Raw genomic sequence first — 21,699 nt, 5'->3', positions numbered from 1 at the left:
ACCAACCAAAGAAAAACCCGCCGACCGAAGCCGACGGGCCTGTCTTCCTCGTACTACGCGGCTTCCCAGGATGGCCCCCGCCAGAAATCCAGAAAACTCAGCGCTGCGGCCATCCGTAGCTCAAAAGCTCAATCGGCGCTGTAACCCGGTGGCAACAAGCGGCCCGATTTCGCAATATGACCGCGCAGGCTCCTGTCTCGCCTTGTCGCGTTGGCTCAGATCGAACGCCAGAAATCTTTTGATCCCGGTCAAGGCGATGATTTCGCAATTACACTACTTCCTCCCTAGCTCAGCGCCATTTTTCTTGGGTGACACAGTGGATGACGAAATACCCGACCTCCTTGTCAGCAAAGCCGACAATTCAGAGTCTCGCTTCTTTTGCCAGAAACATGCCAATCTGCAGTGGACTGTATGGGATCGCGTCACCGACAGACCCGCCAGCCTCGGCGGACGTGAACTGGTCGGTTGCACGTCCTATCGCGCCAATGCGGCCGCTTCCGTGCTGACGCAGATCTATGCGCATGGGCTGGAGGCAGGTGTGCATCCGCAGCCGCCCGAGCCCGAAACGCCAAAGGGATCGGAAGTAAGCGCCTCGCGGGATGCGGACCAGGAAATTTCGCGCCAGTCTTCCTAGCGCCTTCCTCGGCCAAAGGCTGTCACCCCTTCCGGCCAGAATGAGACCGGCTTCTTGGCGCTCTCAGGGCGCGATCCCTCGGCAAGCCCAGGCGACATTTGCAAAGGAACGCGGGCCGTCCGGCTGGCCGGCCTGATATGCTTCGCGCACCGCCGCCTCGGCTCTCGCGCGATCCGGCGCATCGAGGGACGACAAGAACTTGCCGAACGGGCCCTCGCCTGCGGCTATCGGCGACCAATAGTCGTCAAAATTGCTGTAATCCATCCGGATCATCAGCTGCGTCTCGCTAACCTGCAGAAGCCCTTGCTCAATGAAGGTCGCCTTCATCTCTCCCGGCCTCATCATGGGTTGGAAGCAATAGCGCGCACGAAACTGGCGGCCGGCTTCGCCGAGCGCCGCAACCGTATCGACCATCATGCGCATGCCCGGCATGCCTCCCAGATGATCCCAGACAGAAGCGGCGACGATGCCGCCAGGCCGAACGACGCGGCGCATTTCGGCCACGGCCATGCCGGCGTCGGTGACGAAATGCAGCACCAGAAGCGCCAGCGCGCGATCGAAGGCTCCATCGTCAAAGGCCAGCGCGCAGGCGTCGCCCTGCTCAACCTTTATCCGCGGATCTGTGCTGCGCCTGATCGTTTCAGCCACGAAAACCGGCGAATAGTCGATGGCGGTGATCTCCTTGAGGTCAGCCGCCTTCAGCAGGGCAAATGTCAGACTGCCAGTGCCGCAGCCGACATCGAGGATCTTCTCGCCAGCCGAGATGCCCGCGAAATCTATGAACAGCGGCGCAAGCTTCTGGCTCCATCGGCCCATGAGCTTCTCATAGCCACTGGCATCATGGACGGTAAATGTCGAAGTCACTTGTCCCCTCCCTCAACGCAACGCGGACGCAGGCTTGTTTGGCCGGCGCGTCGGTTGTGGGAAAGTATAACGCTCGCTAGAGATAACGCCACCAATGCGCACCAGTGAGACGAATTTGTCTGAAAGTCAAACCGACAGGGTCATGCTGCGCGGCTCCAGCGCTCTGCTGGCGATGGGCCTGCTGGTTCTGATGGGCATCGTCGCCGCCACATACCTGCTCGCCGAGAAGTCGCGCATCAGTTTTGATGATGTAACTGCCGCGCGTGACACCCGCACCGCCGCCGTCGATGTCCGCAATTCACTGCTCTCGGCGGAATCCAGTCAGCGGGGTTTCCTCTACAACGGCAACGAGATCTATCTCTCTCCTTACGATACGGCAAAGTCGTCGGCTCTTCGCCGGTTCGAAAAGTTGCAGCGCCTCGTTGCCGGCGAACCCGAAGCGGCGGCATCGATCGACCAGCTCAAGGCAATCATCGGAGAAAAGCTTGCCGAAATGGACAGGACCGTCACCCTGAAGCGACAGCGCAAGGACGATGCCGTCGCGGCGATCGTCGCTTCCAACCGTGGCAAGGCGCTGATGGATCAGGCCAACGTCTACTTCAACGGCATCATCCTTGCGGCCGACGACCGGCTGACCGCGCGCGTGGCGGAACAGAGGTCCTACTTCGCCTGGCTACGCATGATCACTATAGCCGGCGGCATAGCGATCGTTATCGTGGTTGGCTTTGCCTGGGCGTCGCTCTTACGCCACACGCGCGAACTCAGCGCCGCGCGGCGGAACCTCGAGGCTCTCAACAGCGGGCTGGAAAGCAGGGTGCGCGAGCGCACCGCCGACCTCGTGCGGGCCAATGAAGAGGTTCAGCGCTTCGCCTATATCGTCACCCATGACCTGCGCGCGCCCCTCGTCAACATCATGGGTTTCACCAGCGAGCTGGAAGCAGGTGTCGCCACCCTGCAGACGCTCATCGAAAAGTCCGGCATCGGCGCCAACGCGTCCGACCCGCTCGTTGCCAACGCACGAATGGCGGCGGAGGAGGACCTGCCGGAAGCCATCGGTTTCATCCGCTCGTCAACGCGCAAGATGGATGGGCTCATCAACGCAATCCTCCAGCTTTCGCGCGAGGGACGCAGGCCGTTGCGGCCCGAAACCATACAACTTGGGGCTTTGATCGAAAGCACGGTTTCCAGCTTCCAGCATCAGGTCAAGGAAGCGGACGGGAAGATCGACGTTGACCTCGCAGGCATTGAGATCGAGGCCGATCGCCTTTCGCTCGAGCAGGTTTTTGCCAACCTTATCGACAATGCAACCAAATATCGCTCGCCCGCGCGGCCGCTTCGCATCAGGGTCGGAGCAAGGACTTTCGCCGGCGATCGCATCGCCATTGATTTCGAGGACAATGGCCGCGGCGTCGCCGAGCAGGACGTGGAACGCATTTTCGAGCTGTTTCGGCGATCGGGTCAACAGGACCAGCCTGGCGACGGTATCGGACTTGCCCATGTGCGCGCCATCCTGCGCAGGCTAGGCGGCGACATCACTGTCAAATCAACGCTCGACGTTGGGACAACTTTCAGGATAGAGCTGCCGATGATCGCGGCATCAAACGAAAGAGCGTTTGCATGAGCCAAGCCGGCAAACCAGTAACGATCGTCATGATCGAGGACGATGAGGGCCATGCGCGCCTCATCGAGAAGAACATTCGCCGCGCCGGGGTCAACAACGATGTCGTGGCTTTCACCAACGGTTCCAGCGCGCTCGCCTACCTGCTCGGGCCGGACGGCTCTGGCGACGCGAGCGTCGGGCGTCATCTTCTTGTGCTTCTCGATCTCAATCTGCCTGACATGACCGGCCTCGATATTCTGCAACAAATCAAGGCCAATCAACATCTCAAGCGGATTCCTGTCGTGGTGCTGACAACGACCGATGACAGTCGCGAGATCCAGCGCTGCTACGATCTCGGCGCCAACGTCTACATCACCAAGCCCGTGAACTACGAAGGCTTCGCCAACGCCATCAGGCAGCTCGGCCTCCTGTTCACCGTCATTCAGGTCCCGGAAACGGCCTGAAAAGCGATGCCTGAGACCAAGGTCCTCTACATCGATGACGACGACGCGCTCGCGCGCCTCGTGCAGAAAAAGCTCGGCCGGCTGGGTTTCGTCGTCGAGCATGCTTCCAGTCCGGAACAGGCTCTGACCAGACTTGAGGAAGGCGGCTTCGACGTCCTGGCGCTCGACCACTATCTGGGTGCCGGGACGGGGCTTGAATTCCTGGCAAGGCTTGCAACGCGCGGCGCCGGCCCTCCCGCCGTCTATGTGACCGGCTCTTCCGAAATGAGCGTCGCGGTGGCCGCCCTGAAGGCCGGGGCCAGCGACTTCGTGCCGAAGACGATCGGTGACGACTTCATAGCGCTTCTGGCCTCCGCCCTCGATCAGGCTGTCGCCAAGGCACGCCTCGTTGCCGAGAAGGAAGCCGCCGAGGCGCAGGTGCGTGCGGCGCGCGACCGCGCCGAACTCCTGCTGGCCGAGGTCAACCACCGGGTCGCCAACAGCCTTGCAATGGTCTCAGCGCTGGTCAACCTGCAGGCCAATGTGTTGACGGACAAGGGCGCCAAGGATGCGCTTGCCGAAACCCAGGCGCGCATCTTCGCCATAGCCTCGGTGCACAAGCGCCTCTACACCTCCGGCTCGGTCGGCATCGTCGAACTCGACGGCTATCTCGGCGGCCTCCTGGAAAACCTTGGCGGCTCGATGCGAGGCCAGGGGCACGGCGCCAACCTGATCAGCGATCTGGCGCCGCTGACACTGGGCATCGACGCCACGATCAATCTCGGGGTGATCGTGACCGAGTTGGTCACCAATGCCTTCAAATACGCCTATCCCGACAAATCCGGCGATGTGCGGGTGCTCCTGCGCGAGGACGGCCCGGGGCGCGCTTTGCTGACAGTCGAGGACGATGGCGTCGGCAACGCCGGCAAAGTCATCAAGGGCACCGGGCTGGGAACGCGCATCATCAAGGCAATGGCTAGAAGCATCGACGCCGACGTTGTCTATCACGCACGCGACCCGGGGACAGCGGTAGTGCTGAGCTTTGCCCTGCCGCAGTGACGGGCTATGCGCCCTCGCCCGCCCGGCAGGCTTTGCCTTCGCCATGGCTCATGCAAGGATACGCCGGGCGTTGTCTACAGGGGGAGAGTTCGATGTTTTCGCAGACCGGTAGATTCGCCATGCGGCAGTTGCTGCCGATCACCGCTCTGCTGCTCGCGACCAACGTCGCCTCTTCGGCCGAGGGGTCACCCGGCATTACCGTTCCGACGTCCTTGCAGCCCTTCGTCCCAACCGCGCCGCGTTGCTCGAAGCCAGCCGACCTCAAGCCGATCCTGGCCTTCGCCAAGGACAACAAGCGTGAGTTCATCGAGGGTGTCGATCATGGCCTGGCTCAGGCGGCCAAGGACAACCACCTGGAATACCGCGTCGCCCTCGCCGCAAATGACAGCGCCAAGATGATTTCGGACGTCGAGGCTCTGCGCACTGAGCGGGTGGGCGGGATCGTTGTGTCTCCGGTCGACCCGGCGGCGCTGGCCCCCAGCCTGCAAAAGGCGATGTGGTCGGGAACCTATGTCAGCACGGTCGTCGCACCGCCGGCAACGTCGCTGCTCAATGCGCCGCAATATCTCACCGGGAAGGAACTGGGAGACGCGGCGGTCGCTTATATCAAGGACAAGTTCGACGGCCGAGCCGACGTGGTGCTGCTGACCCAGGACAGCCTGCAATTTCTCACGCCGCGTTTCGTCGCCATCCGCGATGCGCTCGACACGCTGCCAGACGTGCGCATCGTAGCCGATATCTCCCCCAATCCCGTCAGCAAGGAAGGAGGATTGGCCACGATGCGGATGGTCATCCAGGCGCATCCGCATGTGGACGTGGTGCTGGGCGCCGATGGTGTCGTCCTTGGCGCCCTGCAGGCGCTGCGGGAGGCTGGCAAGGACAGGCCGGATCAGTTCATCGGAGGGATCGACGGCGAGCCCGAGGCAATAGCCGAAATCACAAAGGGAGGTCCCTACAAGATGACGGTCAGCCTGAATTCGCCTGTCTTCGGATATGCGATGGGCCAGCATGCGGCCGACTGGCTCGAGGGAAAGCCGATCCCGCAAGCGATGGATATCCTGCCGCACGTCATCACGGCGCAAAACCTTGGCGACTATCAAAAGGATGTTGCCAATCCAGGCGCGGTCTATGCCGATCCGGCCCGAAGAAACGCGTATCTTCGGATGTATGGCAACATCTGCTACGACAGCCGCGATCAATACCTCAATTTTCCCTGGTCGTCCGAAGCTCAATAGTAAACGCACCCTCCGGAGGTTCGGAAACGACTATTCGATCGGACCCCAGAGCTATTGCGCTAAGCGAGCCGGTCGACCGTCAAGGTGACGACGAGGCCGTATTTTTCCCAGTCATAAACAATCTTGCCGCGCAGATGGCCCGTGACGCTGCACTCGACCAGCTTACTGCCATAACCTGGCGTTCCCGCAGGCGGCCTGACTGAAGGACCGCCTCTTTCGGTCCAGACGATCGCAACGGCTCCGTCTTGCGCCGAGCACGACACGTCCAGCAGCCCAGTATCCATGCTTAAGGCACTGTGTTTTAAGCGAGCTGGTCGCCAGTTTGTGGATGTTAAGGGCGAGGACAGTCGTCGAGGATTCACCAACGCTCATTCTTGGCACAGGACACCCTGATCCGTCCGCAGCGCGGAGCGGCCTCAGTCTGCCCGGGCACGGGCCGAACAAGATCATGCGCACGGCCCAACGCTGTCAGGCGCTGCGTCAGCTCGCGAGCCATGTCGGACGTGGTCGTGGTTGAGCGCGACGTGATGGCAGTCAAACCGGCGGCGATGGCTAGCAGGTTCTTGACCCTGTGACCTCATCTCGCCGGCGAGCAGCTCGCGGCGCTCTTCTGCCTGTTTGCGGCCGGTCACGTCGAGAAAATGCCAAACATGATGCGCTGCACCATGCCTTCGTCGTCACCTTGCCCGCGCGCGGAAATCCATCTGAGTGTGTACCAGACCATGATGCGAAAGTCGATTTCGAATAGCCCCACGATTGCCCGTGTCGCATTGAACGCAGCCCGGCCCCGGTCACGGTCCGTTGGGTGAATGTGGGCTGAAAGGTCTTCAAGCCTGACGTCGGTGCTGCGCGGTATACCCCACAGATCGTACACGCTCTCATCCATGGCACCGCGCCGCTATCGACATTCCAAGACCACAGCGCGCCCCCTGCCGCTCTATGGCACGGATCAGATTTTTTCGGTTCCCAGTGCATAGGCTCAAAATGCAGTGCAGGCTTGGCAAGGTCCCCTTCGACAGCAAAACGCAGAAGTTTTTCCCGTTTGTGCCAACCCAACGTCAGCTGTCCGCACGCGCGCGCAACGTAGTTAAGCGCTAACAGTATACCACGGCAAGGTTCGGTCGGATTGGATAACCGCCCGTGATCCAGTTGCTGGCTTCTCAACTTTGGCCGCCCCTCCTCCCGCGAGCAGGTTTCAGAAAAGTTTCAGAATTTCGCCGGTACGCGCCGCTCCGTACGCGCCATGATCCCCGCGATCCAGGGAGTGGCGGTCATGGAAAACGACATAGAAAGGTTCCGCATCAGGCAAGAGCTTTATGAGCTTTACTTCAGCGGGGTAAACAGCTTGGCCTGCGCGCCAATGCCCGGCACCTTCTTCGAACTTCTAGAGCTGGGCGCCATGGCTTGCGATGAATCCTTGCCTCCGGCGGCCGAACCTGCTGCTGCGGCAAAGGTCTTGACCATAAGCGCGGATGACCGCTGTATGTCGACGAGCCTGGCTTGGTTTGGCAGAGCGCTTCTGAATGTCGCATACTGGATCAGGGAGCATAGCAATCGGCGAGTGCGTGTTTGACACTTGCGCGGGTTGCTGTTGCGCCAGGGTGATCCCGTCAACCTTCGTCCCAAAACATTTGCACTCCTGAACCATCTCGTCGAAAACGCGGGCCACGTTGTCAGTAAGTCTGAACTGATGGAGGCCGTCTGGCCTGGGCTTTTCGTCACCGAAGACTCGCTTACGCAGGGCGTGCGCGAGTTGCGCAAGGCGCTACGCGATGAGTCGCAATGCATAATTCGCACCGTCTCAGGCCGCGGCTACCTCCTTTCACCGCAAGACGCGGCGGAGAGCCCGGCGTCCGACCTGCCTGCTGTAGCGGTGCTGCGCTTCACCAATGAAGGCGTTGCGACCGACGCGCCCCTTGTCGATGGCTTTGCCGAGGACATTGTCAACGCTTTGGCGAGATTTCGCACCGCCGTAGTCCCGGCGCGCAACTCAAGCTTTTCCTTTGCATCGGACAACCCCGGCAACTGGATCGAAGTCGGCAAAAGACTCGGGGCGACCTTCCTGGTTCGTGGGCGGATGAGCCTTCGCGACGGCACCGTACGGGTGGCGGTCAACCTCATCGACGCGGCAAACGGCGCGGTCTTGTGGGGCGAAAAGTTCACGGCCTCGGGCTCTGGTGTTTTCGACATGCAGGAAGAGATCGCACTGCGCGTGACGAACCGTCTTGTCGCGCGGCTCGACGATGCTGGCCTGGCTCGCGCCCGTCCAAAGCCTCCAGCAAGCCTGGCTGCCTATGAGCTTCTTCTCAAAGGGCTGGTGCATTTGCGTGGCTACGGCGCCGACGACAACCAGACAGCGCGGAAATACTTTGCGGGCGCCGTCGCCAAGGATCCGCACTACGCGCTCGCGCGCTCCTACCTTGCATTTGCCGACCTGATTATCCGAGATTACGGAAGGGCTCCTCCAGAGGTCCTGGCCGACATAGTCGAGCAAGCCCGCTTCGCGGCGGGGCTAGCGCCAGAGGAGCCCCGCTGCCATCGGATCTTGGCGCAAGCCTTGCTGTGCACGGGCACATACGATGCCGCCGAATTGCACTTCCGAAAATCCTATGACCTTAATCCCTACGACGCGGACACGATTGCGCAGATCGGCTATCTGCTTGCCATCCGAGGCAAGCCTTTCGAAGCCCTGACCTGGATCGACAAGGCGGTTCAGATCAATCCGATACATCCGGACTGGTATCATTCCGACCGTGCATTCGCCCAATATGCCGCGGGAGACTACAAGGCAGCCGTTGTCAGTTGGTCGATGTTGCCGATGACTTCGCCGGTACGGCTCACATGGCTGGCCGCGGCACAGGCGCAGTTGGGCAACCAGGACGCGGCATCGCGGCTCGTCTCGGAACTCAAGCGTATCGCGCCGACCTACACTCCGCTGGAGTCGATCCGAGCCAGCATGCTTTACGAGCATCAGTCCGACGCTGGCCATCTTCTCGACGGAGTCGCGAAAGCGCTGAGGATGTGGAGCGGCACCTGAATTTCTCCCGGGGCATTTACCGGCTGAGCTGGCGGAGCCGGTCTTCGGTCTCCGTTGGAAACATTGCGACACCGACGTGTCGAATTGTTTGCATTCAAACGACTTTTGCGACGCTATCTCCGTGCCCTCACCTTGTGATCGTGGGAGGAACACATGGGATCGCCCGAGCACGCAGTAGAAATCATCCGCGACAAGAAATGGACCGTCCGCGTGACAGCCTACGGCAACACGCTGACCTTCCCTTTCGAGGCCGAAAGTTACGCACGCTCTTACGCGGACGGCCAGGCGTTCCGCCTTGGTGTCGAGGTGGCCGAACGCAAGAGTGCGTGTGGCGCTGTCCTCCAATTACGCGTTGAGCGGGTTGCGCGCCTGGCCGTTCAACCGGCGGCACGGGAATGTCGGTGCGTGAACGCAGCTCCTTGGAAAAGGTCACCTGAAGGTCGTTGACAGCTTCCGCAACTGCGCGGAACAAATTTCGCGCATAGTAGTTATTAGCGGTTAGTTAAGGGGGATTCCGCGATGCTTCTTGCTTTGGACGACGCGAGATCGACGGCGGTATTGGCCGGCAGGGGAACAGATGCGGAAATCTTCGGCGTAATTGATCTGAGCAGTAAAGCGGAAACACGGATCGGCGCCATCAGCCTGGGGCGAGCCATCCAATTCGTCGCCAACGCGTCCGTGCTTGGCTACGACGTTCGCAGTGCAATGGTCCTGTACGGAGAACCCAGAACCCCAAGCTTGAGGGTATGGGATTGCGAACATCTATGGGCGCAATATGGTGGCGCTCTGCTCCAGCCAGCCGAGCGTTCGGCTGATTGAATTGCCCACTAGGCGACGGGATGCTTGGAGCGCGGCCGGCACGGCTTCGACTTCCTCGGTCGGCCATGCAGCTTAAGGCTGAGCAGAACGCGGTTCCGCCGCCCCATCCCGCAATGCTCTATCTGAACGTCGGCTGACGGTCCCTGCTGACAATTAGCTAGAGCTAATATATTCTTTCCCTCAATAGCGAGGGGATCATGAAACAGCCGCGGGGATGGATCGCGCTGGCATGGCTTCTCTTGCCCGGCGACGCAGATGCCCACGATTGGTATACCGGCAAAAAAGATCCGGTTCTGCAATACGATTGCTGCGGCAACAAAGATTGCCATCCGATAGACTCTCGCGCCGTGAGGGAGACCAAAGACGGCTATTACGTCCGCCTTCCCCGTGCTGCCTATCTGAATGAGCCACAAGAGTCGGAGTGGTTTATCCCCAAGGAGCGCGCCCAAGCCTCCCTTGATGACCACTACCATATCTGTGAGCGTTTAATGACGTTCTATCGAACGATCATTCCCCATATGAAGTTCGAAGCTTACCACAGGTTCAAATGGACGTGTTTCTTCGCGCCTAAGGGCACGAGTTAGATTCAATCTGGCGCACCCAGCAATCGCCATTCCCATGCCCACGCCAAGGCGGTAGCAAAGCCCATGAGCGGCTTGCCACTCCAGGCGTCCACCGGCTGCGCTCTGAGCGAGTTCTTTCACTTGAGGATGAAATAGAGCGGGACGAGAAGTGCGAATGCCGCGATACCTGTGAGGAATAGGTCTGTGGTCATGAGCCCCTGCGGCGATTTCATAAACCACTCACAACTAATTTAGCTTAATACGCAAGGAACCAAAACAGCGCGGCGCGCTTGAATCGCGGTTTTCGGGTCAGTTCATGGGTTTGTCCCGAAATGGGACGGCAGCGCCGTGTCGAGCGCCCCTGCTTGTGTTGGTGGTCAACAGCACGGTTCACGATGGGAAACCATGCTCGCCTTGGGTGGCAAGGCTGAACTGAAGCCCACCCCAGACAGTTTGCCCTCGTCCGAGGCGGGCCGTGGAAGCGCGCTCGACACGAGCCCTTCCCATCGTCGCGAAGCCTTTGCCTCGGCTCCGTGCGGCTTCCGGAGGTCACGGGTGCGGGTTTGCTGCTGATCAGACGATGCGCAACAGCTCGCGCAGGCGGACCGCTAATCTGGGCGAGGCCTGTAGCTCGGCGCAGCTCGTCTCCCATTGCCGCAGATATTCACCAATGGGCAGGCCGCTGCGGCCGGGCCAGCGGTTGAGTGCCCCCAGCGCCTCGATGCAGTCCGACGCCCTCTCGTATTCGGCGAGGATGGTCAGTGACATAGCCTGGGCGAACGGATTAAGGGCGGGCATTTCGATCTCGCCGCGATGATCGGTGAACCAAGCCGCAGCGTCGTGGGTGAGCCCCTGGCTATCGGCGAGAGCCGTATAGCGGTCGATGATATCCTGGCGGTATCGGGCGATGGCATCGCCGAAGGCGTTGTCGCCGGCGAAGGGCGGGTTCTGCTTCCAGCTTCTCGCCAGACGCCCAAGCCCGCGCAGCGAGTGGGCCTCCACCATGGCTTCCTCGAGCCATTGGCAGGGCGGCGCCGGCCTGGCGTCAGGCTGCCAGCTGTTGCAGAGCACATGGCCGAGCTCATGGCCGAACTGGTAGGCGAGCTTTGACCAGTCCCGCTCGCCGATGTCGACGATGATCCAAGCCATGCTGCTGCCGTCCGGATGCAGCCAGATGGCCGGCGTGCCAGAAGTGTGTTCGTCGACACGCAGCCGCGTTGGCTGGCGGTCGGAGACAAGGCGGACGCCATCGAGGCAGGCATGTCGCATTCGCTCGACGACCTGATCAGCCGCGCCCTCAAGCATGCGGCCCCAGTCGCCGGCAAGCTCGATGGGCGCGGTGAGGAGGGTTGGCGGTTGGCCGGCCGAGGGAGATTTGGGAGACATGGCTGCGTAGGTTTTCCGCGAGTGACCCCCCAGCGTAGCTGGTGCCAAGCTGGTAGCCAATGAGACGGCAGCTAGTATGCCAAACTTTCGCCTGTTCGTCAGCTTATGCTCCTTTGTTCAAATATACCCATCGAGGTGTGGTGCGGAGCGTCATCGGGAACTTTCTCCTGGGGTGATGCGCTTTACTTCTTGGCGCCCATCGCAGGGCGTGCGGCACCCCATCGAACGTCGCTTAAGGCGGTATGCAAGTTGCTATGCGGACAGCGCATGCGGCGAACAATATCGGGATCGGGAAGACTCTGCCGCACGTCCAGAGCATTGTGCGGACGTCAAGCTCCTTGTCCTCGCAAGAACCTCGGGTAAACCTGCGAAAGCGCCAAGTGATGAATCGCGGGCTTGCTAGCGAAGCAGTCTAAGAAAAGAGCTCCTTTGGGATGCCGCACGCATCGAAGAACAGCGAAATATTTCCTGATAGGAGAAAGGGAAGGGTTTCACGGATTCGTTCTTCCTCCCAATCCCACCAGCGAATCTTGAGTAAAGTTGCGACCTCCCTCTCGGAAAAACGCAGTCGCACAGTCTCTGCGGGATTTCCCGCAACGAGTGCGTATGGCGGAACATCACGCCGGACTACGCTTCCTGCCCCTATGACCGCTCCGTCCCCGATCCTCACACCAGAATGGATCATGGCATGGCTCGCGATCCAAACGTCATTTCCGATAATGACATCGCCCCTGGTCGATGGGTGTCCGGATATATTTTCGGCCTCAGGCCAATGGGCGATGGCGGAAAAAGGGTAAGTTGTTATCCAATCTGAGCGGTGGTTCCCTCCAAGAAATATTTCAACGCCGTCTGCGATAGAACAAAATCTTCCGATCTTTAACGATGCTTTTTCGCCCCACCATCTGACGGTGGGAACTCCATAGCTATATTCTCCAATGTCAAAACCTCTGCCCTCCAACGCAGCTCGAGTGAAGATTGGAGTGACCTGAGGCATCTATTTTTTCGACTCCTGGACCGCGACGGAGATAGCCTTCTTCACAAGACTCGATGCCCCACTTCAATATCAGGTTGCTGCAATGGACGACACCGATGGTACGACATCGAACATAATTTGTCCGCCGCCAGCCGAGGGCATGTGGCGTGCCACGACAGCCGAATACCACCCAGAAGCGACAGCCGGACGGTCACCCGGGGTGAGCCGCAATTCGGACACCGCATGCGACTGGGGCATGGTGATTGGAAACGCCGCCTCTGCAATGACCATCACGACCGCCGAGGTAGGGAAGACTGCGGCGCAACTACTGGGAGAACGCGTATACAGTTCACGGAGTTACTGAGCTGGCCGAGCATACATTTCACGGCGACAAATCATAGCTGCCTGTCGGACAAAGCAAGGTCGCCGAAGTGGCGCTGACGGAGCTATTGGTAGCGCCTGGCGATGAGAAACGGATCTTGGGCTCGCCATCTGCGACGCTGAATCCGGTCCCTAGGAAAGGGTCACCACGGCGAGGCAAATTCGAGGAGCAGGCAGCTTGCATCGAATTTCACGCGCGCATGTCACCCCGCATTTGGCGCCCATGGGCACGCTCAGCCTCAGTTAGTTGCCTCTTGCGCAGCACCACATGCATCTCGTCTACCGCCCGCGGTGCACGCAAAATCTCGTCATGTGAAACGCCCCGTGCTGCAAGCTCGTGGCCCAAGGGACTATAGTGAAACGTCTGTTCAATCAAATCGAATCTAGCTTCGGTCCAGCCGAGATACCAGTACCATTCGCAATAGTAGAGCCAACTTCTTTCGTTGAAAGCGTGCACGTGAGTGGGGTCCTGCCAAGCACCATATGATAAATCATACGGAACAGCTACCTTAAGAATGCCACCTTCCGCCAATAATTCCAAGCAATTTTTCATGGCTAAGACGAGGTCATGAATGTGCTCTAGTACATGTGAGGCGGTTATACTCACAATCAGCGAGGGCTGGAGGCGGACAGCACCAAAACGCGTTGTTATAAACTCACGGGTCAATAGCTCCGGATCTGATATATCGGCGACAATATCAGGATTCCATTGGCTGCTAATGTCGATATTGAGCATATTTGGATCGTACATCTTGCCACTGCCGATCACCATATCCCCCGGAAGGCGTGGCAAATCACTCCAGGCTAATGCTTCAGGAAGTATGTTCTTGGCGCTGCGTTGACTAAATGCCTCGAAGCCTGCAGCTGCTACTTTATGACGTCGAGCTGGGTCGTTGACTAGCGCCTCGGTTACATCGACAAGGTTCTCGTATGTGGCTGCAACAAAGGCACTGGCCAGATCGGCATCCACCAGTTCGCCCGGGTTTACCTCGCTTACTACAGCTCGCTTGTTCGCCAACAGATCGAAAATGCGAATGATTTCAAGCTGCCCACTATCGTAGAAGTGCAAATTGAGTACCACTTTCGATCGAGCGATAAGCCGGTCAAGCTGTTCGCCGAATACGCCATACGCCGCCTCAACGCGCAGCCCGCGCGAGCGTATTTCATCAAGAATTTTAGATCTTCTGTCATTAAAGGAACCATAGAACAGTACATCTATATCTTCATGTTCATCAATTATCCTTGAAAGGCCGCGAACATAGAATGTTCTAAAGTAGTGAACTGGCCGAGAAATTATCTCTGATAAAAATAGTGAATTGCTCTGACTGAAATCCCAAACAGAAAATCGACGAAGTAGATTTGTGTATTCATTCGACATCCAGTTGGATGTATAATTTTCAACGTTAAATATAACAGAATTACTTGGAAGATGGGCTAAACCAGTCTCCCCATACAGGTTAGCACCTAGCACGATTGCCTGCCCATTGAACCCATGCGGCAGTTCATGGACAATATCAGTTTCGATGGAAATCTCGCGCAGCCCATCGGCGAGCATCTGAATCAAGCTTGCGAGCACCTCCACCATCCGTGGGTGAACGAGAAGTGTGATGTGACCCGCAGTGTTCACGCCATTCTCCCGAGGACTTCGTATCTTACCTGCCACAATTTTTGCGCTGAGGCGGGCAGACCCTCCGATCGAACATTACCCGTCGCGTCGACATTTGGCGCGCGACAGCGTCGAGCCCCCCAACGCCCCATAGGCGGGTTTTGTCAGTATGTTCATCTTCCCTCGCACGGCGCGCGCCGCGCTAATAGCAGTCTGTTGTGATTCCATGACAAACTAGCCCGGCTCTCGGTGATCTGCGTCTATCCGGTCTGACGGCAGTTCATTATCGTGAATGACGAGAGGTGGCATGCAAACGAAAGCTTGCATAGAGCCATATGCAGCACACATCGCGCAATCGATACCCGTGTCATCGAGGATGACAGCAGTGCCAGGAAAGGGGATCTGCCTGCTTCGAAGCGGCAGACACTTTTCCAGAAGTATTCGCGCGCCTCGTGGTGTGACCGTGTAAGCCTGAATCCCAAATGAGTGCTCCACCTTGATGAGGGATCGAGAAAGTTTATCGGCCTGAAACAAGGTGGGTTTATTCTTATACTGATGATCGTAAAATTCCAGCTTGGCTTTGGAGAAGCCGAAATTTAACCAAAGGAACAATGGGTCGAATATATATCCCCACTGGATCAAGTCCCAGCCTTCCGGTGCTTCAGCGGAAATATTGGCGGATTCCTCTATAAATCGAAACGATGCTCGAACGTCGTCTTCAAAAATAGTTATCGCCTTGTTATCTGACGCCGCCAGCTTCCATAAGCTGATATGGGATAGAGCGCATCCCAAAGTGCCCGGGGGGTATGCACAATCATTGGTGATCAGACCTTCCTTTATGAGCGCCGCCCTGTCGAGAGAAGTGCCGTCAACGGCCGATACACGAACCGTATTGTGTGTTAGATGCCAGTTATTGCTTTGATACCTGCTCCAGCGCTCCACGCTGCGGTCGAGGTTTATCAAGTGTATTTCCGGCGAATCCTTCGGCTCGACATGTCGATCTGGTAGGGAGCCCAGGGGGTTGGCGCCAGTGAATACCGGGGTATCGCCCGCACCCTGCAACAGCGCTCGAGCGCGCTCGATCCCGTCACTCACATGGTATTCGCCGTCGCCGAAGGTGATGTAGCCATAGACTTGTCGGTTATCCATATACTGGACGATGCCGGCCTTGCGGGCGCTGTCGGCAAAGATCACATACTCGTACCGCGATGTGGCGTCCTCGTATGTCAGTTCGGTCAGTACGTCGGCGCGGACAAGATAGGTGCAGTGCACAAGCGGCATCTCGATAATGCCGCGCACGTGGCGGTTGAGCACCCATCCATATTGATCGCACTGCATATAGTAGCCGTTGGCGTCGATCTCGGCGTGGTAGTTCGAATAGAATTGCCCGGGAGAGATGGAGCGAAGCAGGGGAGCGACGATCGGCACGTCGAGCGCGACAAGCTCGCGCAGCGTGGCCGGACGCACGAAATTGTCGACGTCCACAACGAAATAGAAGTCGCAGCTGTGTTGGAGAGTTTTCCGCAAACTTATGTTGCGGATTCGGCCAAGCACCCTGAAGCGCGTCTCGTTCCATTCGTGTTCGCGAAATTGCTCGACTCTATCGGCCACGTCGGAGGCATCGAATTCAACCGCGGCATAGAGGTGACCAACGCGCTCCACCCATTCGCGCAATATGTGCTCGGTCCTGTCGGTGTTGTTGTTTGTCCTGATATACAGGACAATCGACGCCTTCGGATAGTCGAGCGCCTCGATGCATTCAAGGTACAGCGGCAGTGCCGGCTCTTTCTGCTTTGCCAGGATTGCCACCAGGATGCGCGGCGTGCCCTCGATGCGCGACCGCAACGAACGCTGCCGGACAAGCCGGTGCTGGTCGATCAAGCTCTCGGTCCCGAACGCCCCAAGTTTCGGCGGCTCATTGACCGGAAGCTTGCCGGTGGCGAAGCGCGCGTTGGCCACCACACGCTTCGCCATTTCCGCAGGCAATTTGTCGGAGGTGAGCAATTTTAGACAAGCGTCGAGCGATTCCCGGTAAGCGCCAGCCCAGTAGGCATTGACGGCAAACTCGTCGAGCACTCCGTAATCGTAGACCCACGGTTGAATGAAAAGTCCGGCGGGTTGAACAAGGTCGAGCCCTCGACGCGCAAATTCCGTTCCTTCCGCATTTCGGCCCTGGTTGCGGCAATAGAGGCTCGCCGCGTGTAGAGCCTCCGCGCGGGCGGGGACGACCTGCGCCGCGCGCTCAAAGGCGGCAACGACCTCCTCGAATGGCCGCCCCAGTGTTGCCATCAGGTTGCCCGCCTCGAGCAGGCTGACATAGACCTCCTCGTCCCAAAAACCCAGCTCGGCGCGCTTCAGATAGGTCGCCAGTGATTTTTCACGCTCACCGCAATCTTTGTAGCTTTGCGCCAGATAGAAGGTGTATCGCGAAATAAGGAAAGGGTCGGTCTCCGTTGCAAGCGCATTTTCAAGAACGGCCGAGTCGTCCTGGTACTTTCGTGGGTTTTGACTGCGTGCTCCGCCACGCCCCGTCGCCACGCGAAAACCCTTGGCGGTCTCCCGCGTGAGATGGCCAGGAGGGGCCTCGAGATATTCGTGCAGAACGCCCTTGAAGGCGAACGGCAGACGGTTGCGGCAGATCTGCGGGCGATAAAACGAAATGCCACCATGTAACACCTCGACGTCGTATAAATCGTGGTCCATCTGCGACTTGAACCCGATCGGATCGAAGTCGGCGTCCCGGATCAGAACATCGTCCGCGTCGATGATCATTGCATAGTCGACAGTCTCGAGTTTACGCAATCGTTCAAGGGCGAAGGTACGGTTGTACGCGAAGTCCCGCCACGGCTCGTCAATGACAGCGCCTTGGACATTGTGATCGGCGAGGAAGCCGCGTATCAGGTCTTGCGTGCCGTCCTTGGAACCCGTGTCAACGATGAGCACGTAGTCGACAAGAGGGAGCACGCTGGCGAGGCATTGCAGGATAACCTTCGTCTCGTTCTTGACAATCATGCACAGGCCGATGGTGCTCATGCGATTCCTTCAGCTGAGCGGCGGACGTTGCGCGCCTGCTCGAAATTGTGGAATGGGAATTCGTGCAGCTCGCCCGGCAGGTTGCGGGCGGCGAAGAACGATTTGACGAAATCCTGGGTCCCGTCGGTCGAGCCTGTATCGCCGAGGATCCAGCAGTCGATGCGGTCGACAACCGCCCTGAGATTGAAAGTTCGCCATCTCGTTCTTGACGATCGTGTTGAGGCAGAGCCGCTTGCCGTTTGTCATTCGTGATCCATCGGCCCTCTATGTGACTGTCGGCGATAGGGACGGTTCGCGTGTCGCCGCGCCTTGCCGGATCCGTTTCGGTGCGGATTTGCCAAGCCTCGATCGCTCATGCCTTCCCCGCTGTCACTGTCCACTTGCCAGTCCGGCGGCGCAACAGGCTCTATTTCCAAAGAGGCGATCATTCCTTCTCACGGATCTCACAGGTCGTCCTCTGGAAACCGCGCTTAACTATATCCATCGTTGTTAGCAGCCAGCCTTCGTGCCAGCAGGCGGCAACTGCGATCGTGAAAGGGCCCTGCCCCAACTGCAACCGCCGGCATTCACCGCTCGGTCCGGTCTGGCCGGTTTAGGTTCCGTATTTCGCCGCCATTTGCAGGCTGCCGTCAAGTCGAGCCACCCGCATCCGCTGACACGTTACCAACCCGTCTGGGGGCGCCATCGTCGATGGGTTTGCATGGAAGATGGAGCCCTTCAATTGCTGTCTGAAGCAGGCAGGATTGCAAGTAATCCTATTAAACATCTGACTTTCATAACGATTCTCCTCCCCAGGCTGCTGCTATTGCTAAAGCGGCCCTATCCTGTTTTCTGCTAATTTAGCAGTAGCTGAATTTATAGTTTACAATTTGCTAATTTTCGAATTTACTAAAACGCGGTGTTGAGGGGCGCCCGCGGATTGGACGGCCGCATGCCCGAATTTCTGCGAAAGTCTCTCTCAGGGAGTTGAGTCAGAGGGTCTGGGTAATCAGAGCCTTTTCGCAGATTGCAAGGTGCGTCCAGTGGGCGCGCCAATGATGTGCGTGTCTTGCCTCCCCTTTGGAGGCGGACGGCCTCCCATTCCTTCGAGAGTTGTCGCCGGGACGTCAGCGTCACGGTAACGGGAGTGGGTTGTGATTCACGTAGTATCGCGTGCGTATCGCAAGAACTGTGCGGGCCCCAGACTGGACGGGGTCGATAGAACACTGCGGCTAGGCGTCGTCAGAACCTACCGGACGGATGGGCTGACCGGCGCGCCTCAGCCCGTGCTTCCGAACACTTTTCATCCATCCCTCGATATCCGATTTCGGCACGATCTTCCGGAACCGGAGGCAAAAGGCCAGTCGATCACGCCCGGCGCCCAACATCCGGCCGCGCTGCCGGCGCCCGGAACGAATTTCATCGATGCACACGCACGAATACCAGATGCGTTGACCTGGTCGGGCGGGGGGCATTTGGCGCCAAATGGCAATTGGCGGCGCGGCGCGGTGGCCGCGGACCAAGGAGGATAGAATGAGCTACATAGCAGGGTTTGCAGTCATGGAAGTTACCGTTAGAGGCGTCTTGCCCATCGGCGACACGACCGAAAATGTGCCTTATTTCATCCTGGACACGGCCAAGGGCGCCATCGTCGGTCAGGTCATTCTTCCCAAGGCCGTCAAGCGAAGCCTCGCCGTCGCTGTCACCGTGAAGGTTCCGGCCGCAGCCGGCTCATTTGCGATTGGCACGTTTGACGATGGCGGGAGTTTCCAGGCTTGCAGCTTCCTGCGCGTAGAGAGCCCCGCTGTCAAACGGCCTGACGGCGCCGTCGGCCCGTCAGGAAGATGACCGCGCCCAAAGCTCCTTCTCCCGACCGCTCGCCGGCCAGACGATGGGCGGCTTTCCGTTGAATTGAATTCAAAGCCAACAGGAGCCAGTCATGGCCCGTGCCTCTGAAATTCTCTTTGTCGATCCTTCAATCTCCGATCTCCAGACGGTTCTCGGTAACGTGCGAGCCGAGGTTCAAGCGATTGTGCTCGACGGCCGCATGCCGGCGGCGCGGCAGATCGCTGCCGCGCTCGCAGGGCACGAGGGGCTCAACGCGGTCCACGTCATCGCTCATGGCGCGCCTGGCCGGGTTAGCTTCGCTGCTGGAGGATGGTCGGCCGCCACATTGAAGGAAGACGCTGAGGATCTTGCCGCAATCGGCAGGGCGCTTGCCGGGGACGGCGAACTGCGACTGTGGAGCTGCGAGACGGCATCAGGGGATGTGGGCGAAGTCTATATAGGAGCGCTGCAAGAGGCAGTGGGCGCGGACGTTCGCGCATCCAGGTCGCTGATTGGCGCTGCCGCCCTGGGCGGTGCCTGGGAGATATCCGCACGCGCCAGCGCGTCCACGCCTTTGCCTCCGATGACTACAGCTGGCTTGGCCAGTTATTCGGGGGTACTTGCCGCCGCCGATCTTACACTCACCGGGACCATAACTGCCACCGGTAACTCTTCGGCTGTTAACACGTACTATATAGTGGATACTCATGTGTCCCCGCCGTCTGATCCGGCCCTTAATAAATCGGATGATACAGTCGTCGGTAGCTTTCAACTTCCATCCGCAAACCAAAGTGGTTTGATTAATGATTTTAGAGCAACAATAACAATTCCAAACACCACTGATATCTATTATGCTTACGACAGCTCATTCAAATTATATGGCACGCTTTCCCCCGTTGCAGGAGGTTATAGTTTTACTCCTATTGCTGCCAATAATGGCGATAATGGCGATCATTTTGATTCCGCTGCTTTTATCGCCACCACAGGTCAAGTAGGCGCGACCGGACCCGCGGGGGCGACAGGAGCTACTGGCGCCACGGGTGCGACCGGGGCGGGTGCGACAGGAGCGACAGGCTCTACCGGCGCTACTGGCTCGACCGGTGCCACGGGCTTGACCGGTGCCACGGGCTCGACCGGAGCAACGGGCTCGACCGGGGCGACTGGCTCAACCGGAGCAACCGGCTCGACCGGAGCAACTGGCTCGACCGGGGCGACTGGCTCGACCGGAGCGACGGGTTCGACCGGCGACACGGGTGCGACCGGAGCAACTGGCTCGACCGGTTCGACCGGAGCGACGGGTGATACCGGCGCAACTGGCGCCACAGGTTCGACGGGAGCAACCGGCGCAACCGGCTCGACCGGCGCGACCGGATCGACAGGCGCAACCGGCTCGACCGGGGCAACAGGCGCCACGGGCTCGACCGGAGCAACGGGCTCGACCGGAGCCACGGGTTCGACTGGCGCCACGGGCTCGACCGGAGCAACCGGCTCAACCGGTTCGACCGGTGCCACGGGCTCGACCGGAGCCACGGGTTCCACAGGCGCCACGGGCTCGACCGGTGCGACNGACTGGCGCCACGGGCTCGACCGGAGCAACCGGCTCAACCGGTTCGACCGGTGCCACGGGCTCGACCGGAGCCACGGGTTCCACAGGCGCCACGGGCTCGACCGGTGCGACTGGCTCGACCGGTGCGACTGGCTCGACCGGAGCAACCGGCTCGACGGGTTCGACCGGAGCAACCGGCTCAACTGGCGCCACGGGCTCGACCGGTGCGACTGGCTCGACCGGAGCNACTGGCTCGACCGGAGCAACCGGCTCGACGGGTTCGACCGGAGCAACCGGCTCAACTGGCGCCACGGGCTCGACCGGTGCGACTGGCTCGACCGGAGCAACCGGCTCGACGGGTTCGACCGGAGCAACCGGCTCAACTGGCGCCACGGGCGCGACCGGTGCGACTGGCTCTACTGGTGCGACTGGCTCTACCGGCTCGACCGGAGCAACCGGTGCCACGGGCTCGACCGGCGCGACGGGTTCGACCGGAGCAACCGGCTCAACAGGCGCCACGGGCTCGACCGGTGCGACAGGCTCTACTGGTGCGACTGGCTCGACCGGCTCGACCGGAGCAACCGGTGCCACGGGCTCGACCGGAGCCACGGGTTTGACTGGCGCCACGGGCTCGACCGGAGCAACCGGCTCAACCGGTTCGACCGGTGCCACGGGCTCGACCGGAGCCACGGGTTCCACAGGCGCCACGGGCTC

The 21,699-nt window shown here is 59.5% G+C and carries 19 protein-coding genes and 1 pseudogene; 12 read left to right on the top strand and 8 right to left on the bottom strand.

All coding sequences use genetic code 11. The features are described from left to right. Positions 1-70: 70 nt before the first annotated feature. Positions 71-634 (top strand): hypothetical protein, encoded by a 564-nt coding sequence (locus ASD99_RS33495; RefSeq protein WP_156389025.1) that lies wholly within the window; start codon positions 71-73, stop codon positions 632-634. A 63-nt stretch (positions 635-697) separates the two neighbouring features. Here the strand turns inward: ASD99_RS33495 and ASD99_RS18590 are convergent, their stop codons facing one another. Continuing rightward, a complete protein-coding gene (locus tag ASD99_RS18590; RefSeq protein ID WP_057144541.1) occupies positions 698-1,498 on the bottom strand; it encodes a class I SAM-dependent methyltransferase in 801 nt (266 codons plus the stop codon). Positions 1,499-1,613: 115 nt separating this feature from the next. On the opposite strand from ASD99_RS18590, the gene ASD99_RS18585 reads away from it, so the two are divergent. From ASD99_RS18585 to ASD99_RS18570, 4 genes are all read left to right on the top strand, one after another. Then, positions 1,614-3,119 (top strand): sensor histidine kinase, encoded by a 1,506-nt coding sequence (locus tag ASD99_RS18585; RefSeq protein WP_244497809.1) that lies wholly within the window; start codon positions 1,614-1,616, stop codon positions 3,117-3,119. Beyond that, positions 3,116-3,562: a response regulator gene (locus ASD99_RS18580; protein WP_010913467.1), complete on the top strand. Its 447-nt coding sequence runs from the start codon at positions 3,116-3,118 to the stop codon at positions 3,560-3,562. Before ASD99_RS18585 ends, ASD99_RS18580 begins: the two co-directional genes overlap by 4 nt. A gap of 6 nt (positions 3,563-3,568) precedes the next feature. Further along, a complete protein-coding gene (locus ASD99_RS18575; protein ID WP_057144539.1) occupies positions 3,569-4,600 on the top strand; it encodes a histidine kinase dimerization/phosphoacceptor domain -containing protein in 1,032 nt (343 codons plus the stop codon). Positions 4,601-4,692: 92 nt separating this feature from the next. Further along, positions 4,693-5,835 carry a sugar ABC transporter substrate-binding protein gene (locus tag ASD99_RS18570; protein WP_057144538.1) on the top strand — a complete coding sequence of 381 codons (1,143 nt, stop codon included), beginning with the start codon at positions 4,693-4,695 and terminating at the stop codon, positions 5,833-5,835. Positions 5,836-5,894: 59 nt separating this feature from the next. Here ASD99_RS18570 and ASD99_RS35315 read toward each other — a convergent pair whose 3' ends face one another. From ASD99_RS35315 to ASD99_RS35305, 3 genes are all read right to left on the bottom strand, one after another. Then, entirely contained in the window at positions 5,895-6,119 is a 225-nt protein-coding gene (locus tag ASD99_RS35315; protein WP_320410777.1) for a hypothetical protein, read from the bottom strand. 74 nt (positions 6,120-6,193) lie between these two features. After that, the gene (locus tag ASD99_RS35310; protein ID WP_320410776.1) at positions 6,194-6,373 is read right to left on the bottom strand and encodes a hypothetical protein; all 180 of its coding nucleotides are present in this window, start codon (positions 6,371-6,373) and stop codon (positions 6,194-6,196) included. Positions 6,374-6,463: 90 nt separating this feature from the next. Continuing rightward, a complete protein-coding gene (locus tag ASD99_RS35305) occupies positions 6,464-6,721 on the bottom strand; it encodes a PAS domain-containing protein (protein WP_320410775.1) in 258 nt (85 codons plus the stop codon). 387 nt (positions 6,722-7,108) lie between these two features. On the opposite strand from ASD99_RS35305, the gene ASD99_RS18560 reads away from it, so the two are divergent. From ASD99_RS18560 to ASD99_RS33490, 5 genes are all read left to right on the top strand, one after another. Next, positions 7,109-7,408 carry a hypothetical protein gene (locus ASD99_RS18560; protein WP_156389024.1) on the top strand — a complete coding sequence of 100 codons (300 nt, stop codon included), beginning with the start codon at positions 7,109-7,111 and terminating at the stop codon, positions 7,406-7,408. Between the two features lie 18 nt (positions 7,409-7,426). After that, entirely contained in the window at positions 7,427-8,872 is a 1,446-nt protein-coding gene (locus ASD99_RS18555) for a winged helix-turn-helix domain-containing protein (RefSeq protein WP_244497808.1), read from the top strand. Between the two features lie 153 nt (positions 8,873-9,025). Continuing rightward, the gene (locus ASD99_RS32485) at positions 9,026-9,319 is read left to right on the top strand and encodes a hypothetical protein (protein ID WP_082583348.1); all 294 of its coding nucleotides are present in this window, start codon (positions 9,026-9,028) and stop codon (positions 9,317-9,319) included. 72 nt (positions 9,320-9,391) lie between these two features. Next, on the top strand, positions 9,392-9,691 hold the full coding sequence (locus ASD99_RS18550; RefSeq protein WP_057144536.1) for a hypothetical protein: 300 nt from the start codon (positions 9,392-9,394) through the stop codon (positions 9,689-9,691). Positions 9,692-9,888: 197 nt separating this feature from the next. Then, positions 9,889-10,275 carry a hypothetical protein gene (locus ASD99_RS33490; protein WP_057144535.1) on the top strand — a complete coding sequence of 129 codons (387 nt, stop codon included), beginning with the start codon at positions 9,889-9,891 and terminating at the stop codon, positions 10,273-10,275. 552 nt (positions 10,276-10,827) lie between these two features. Here the strand turns inward: ASD99_RS33490 and ASD99_RS18540 are convergent. The 4 genes from ASD99_RS18540 to ASD99_RS18530 all read right to left on the bottom strand — a co-directional run bounded on the left by ASD99_RS18540 (position 10,828) and on the right by ASD99_RS18530 (position 17,633). Beyond that, positions 10,828-11,640: a hypothetical protein gene (locus ASD99_RS18540; RefSeq protein WP_057144534.1), complete on the bottom strand. Its 813-nt coding sequence runs from the start codon at positions 11,638-11,640 to the stop codon at positions 10,828-10,830. Between the two features lie 412 nt (positions 11,641-12,052). After that, the gene (locus ASD99_RS35165) at positions 12,053-12,634 is read right to left on the bottom strand and encodes a CatB-related O-acetyltransferase (protein WP_082583347.1); all 582 of its coding nucleotides are present in this window, start codon (positions 12,632-12,634) and stop codon (positions 12,053-12,055) included. A 550-nt stretch (positions 12,635-13,184) separates the two neighbouring features. Continuing rightward, positions 13,185-14,621, bottom strand: coding sequence for a hypothetical protein (locus tag ASD99_RS18535; protein ID WP_156389023.1), 1,437 nt, complete (start codon positions 14,619-14,621; stop codon positions 13,185-13,187). A 213-nt stretch (positions 14,622-14,834) separates the two neighbouring features. Then, a complete protein-coding gene (locus ASD99_RS18530; RefSeq protein WP_057144532.1) occupies positions 14,835-17,633 on the bottom strand; it encodes a glycosyltransferase family 25 protein in 2,799 nt (932 codons plus the stop codon). A 1,512-nt stretch (positions 17,634-19,145) separates the two neighbouring features. Here ASD99_RS18530 and ASD99_RS18525 point away from each other — a divergent pair. Both ASD99_RS18525 and ASD99_RS34450 read left to right on the top strand, forming a co-directional pair. Then, on the top strand, positions 19,146-19,460 hold the full coding sequence (locus ASD99_RS18525; protein ID WP_156389022.1) for a hypothetical protein: 315 nt from the start codon (positions 19,146-19,148) through the stop codon (positions 19,458-19,460). A 91-nt stretch (positions 19,461-19,551) separates the two neighbouring features. Next, positions 19,552-21,005: pseudogene (locus tag ASD99_RS34450) on the top strand (DUF4347 domain-containing protein); the annotation flags it as partial. Positions 21,006-21,699: the final 694 nt, after the last annotated feature.

The sequence above is a fragment of the Mesorhizobium sp. Root695 genome (assembly GCF_001428185.1).
Classification (GTDB): Bacteria; Pseudomonadota; Alphaproteobacteria; order Rhizobiales; family Rhizobiaceae; genus Mesorhizobium.
This window is presented reverse-complemented; position numbering and strand designations above follow the sequence as displayed.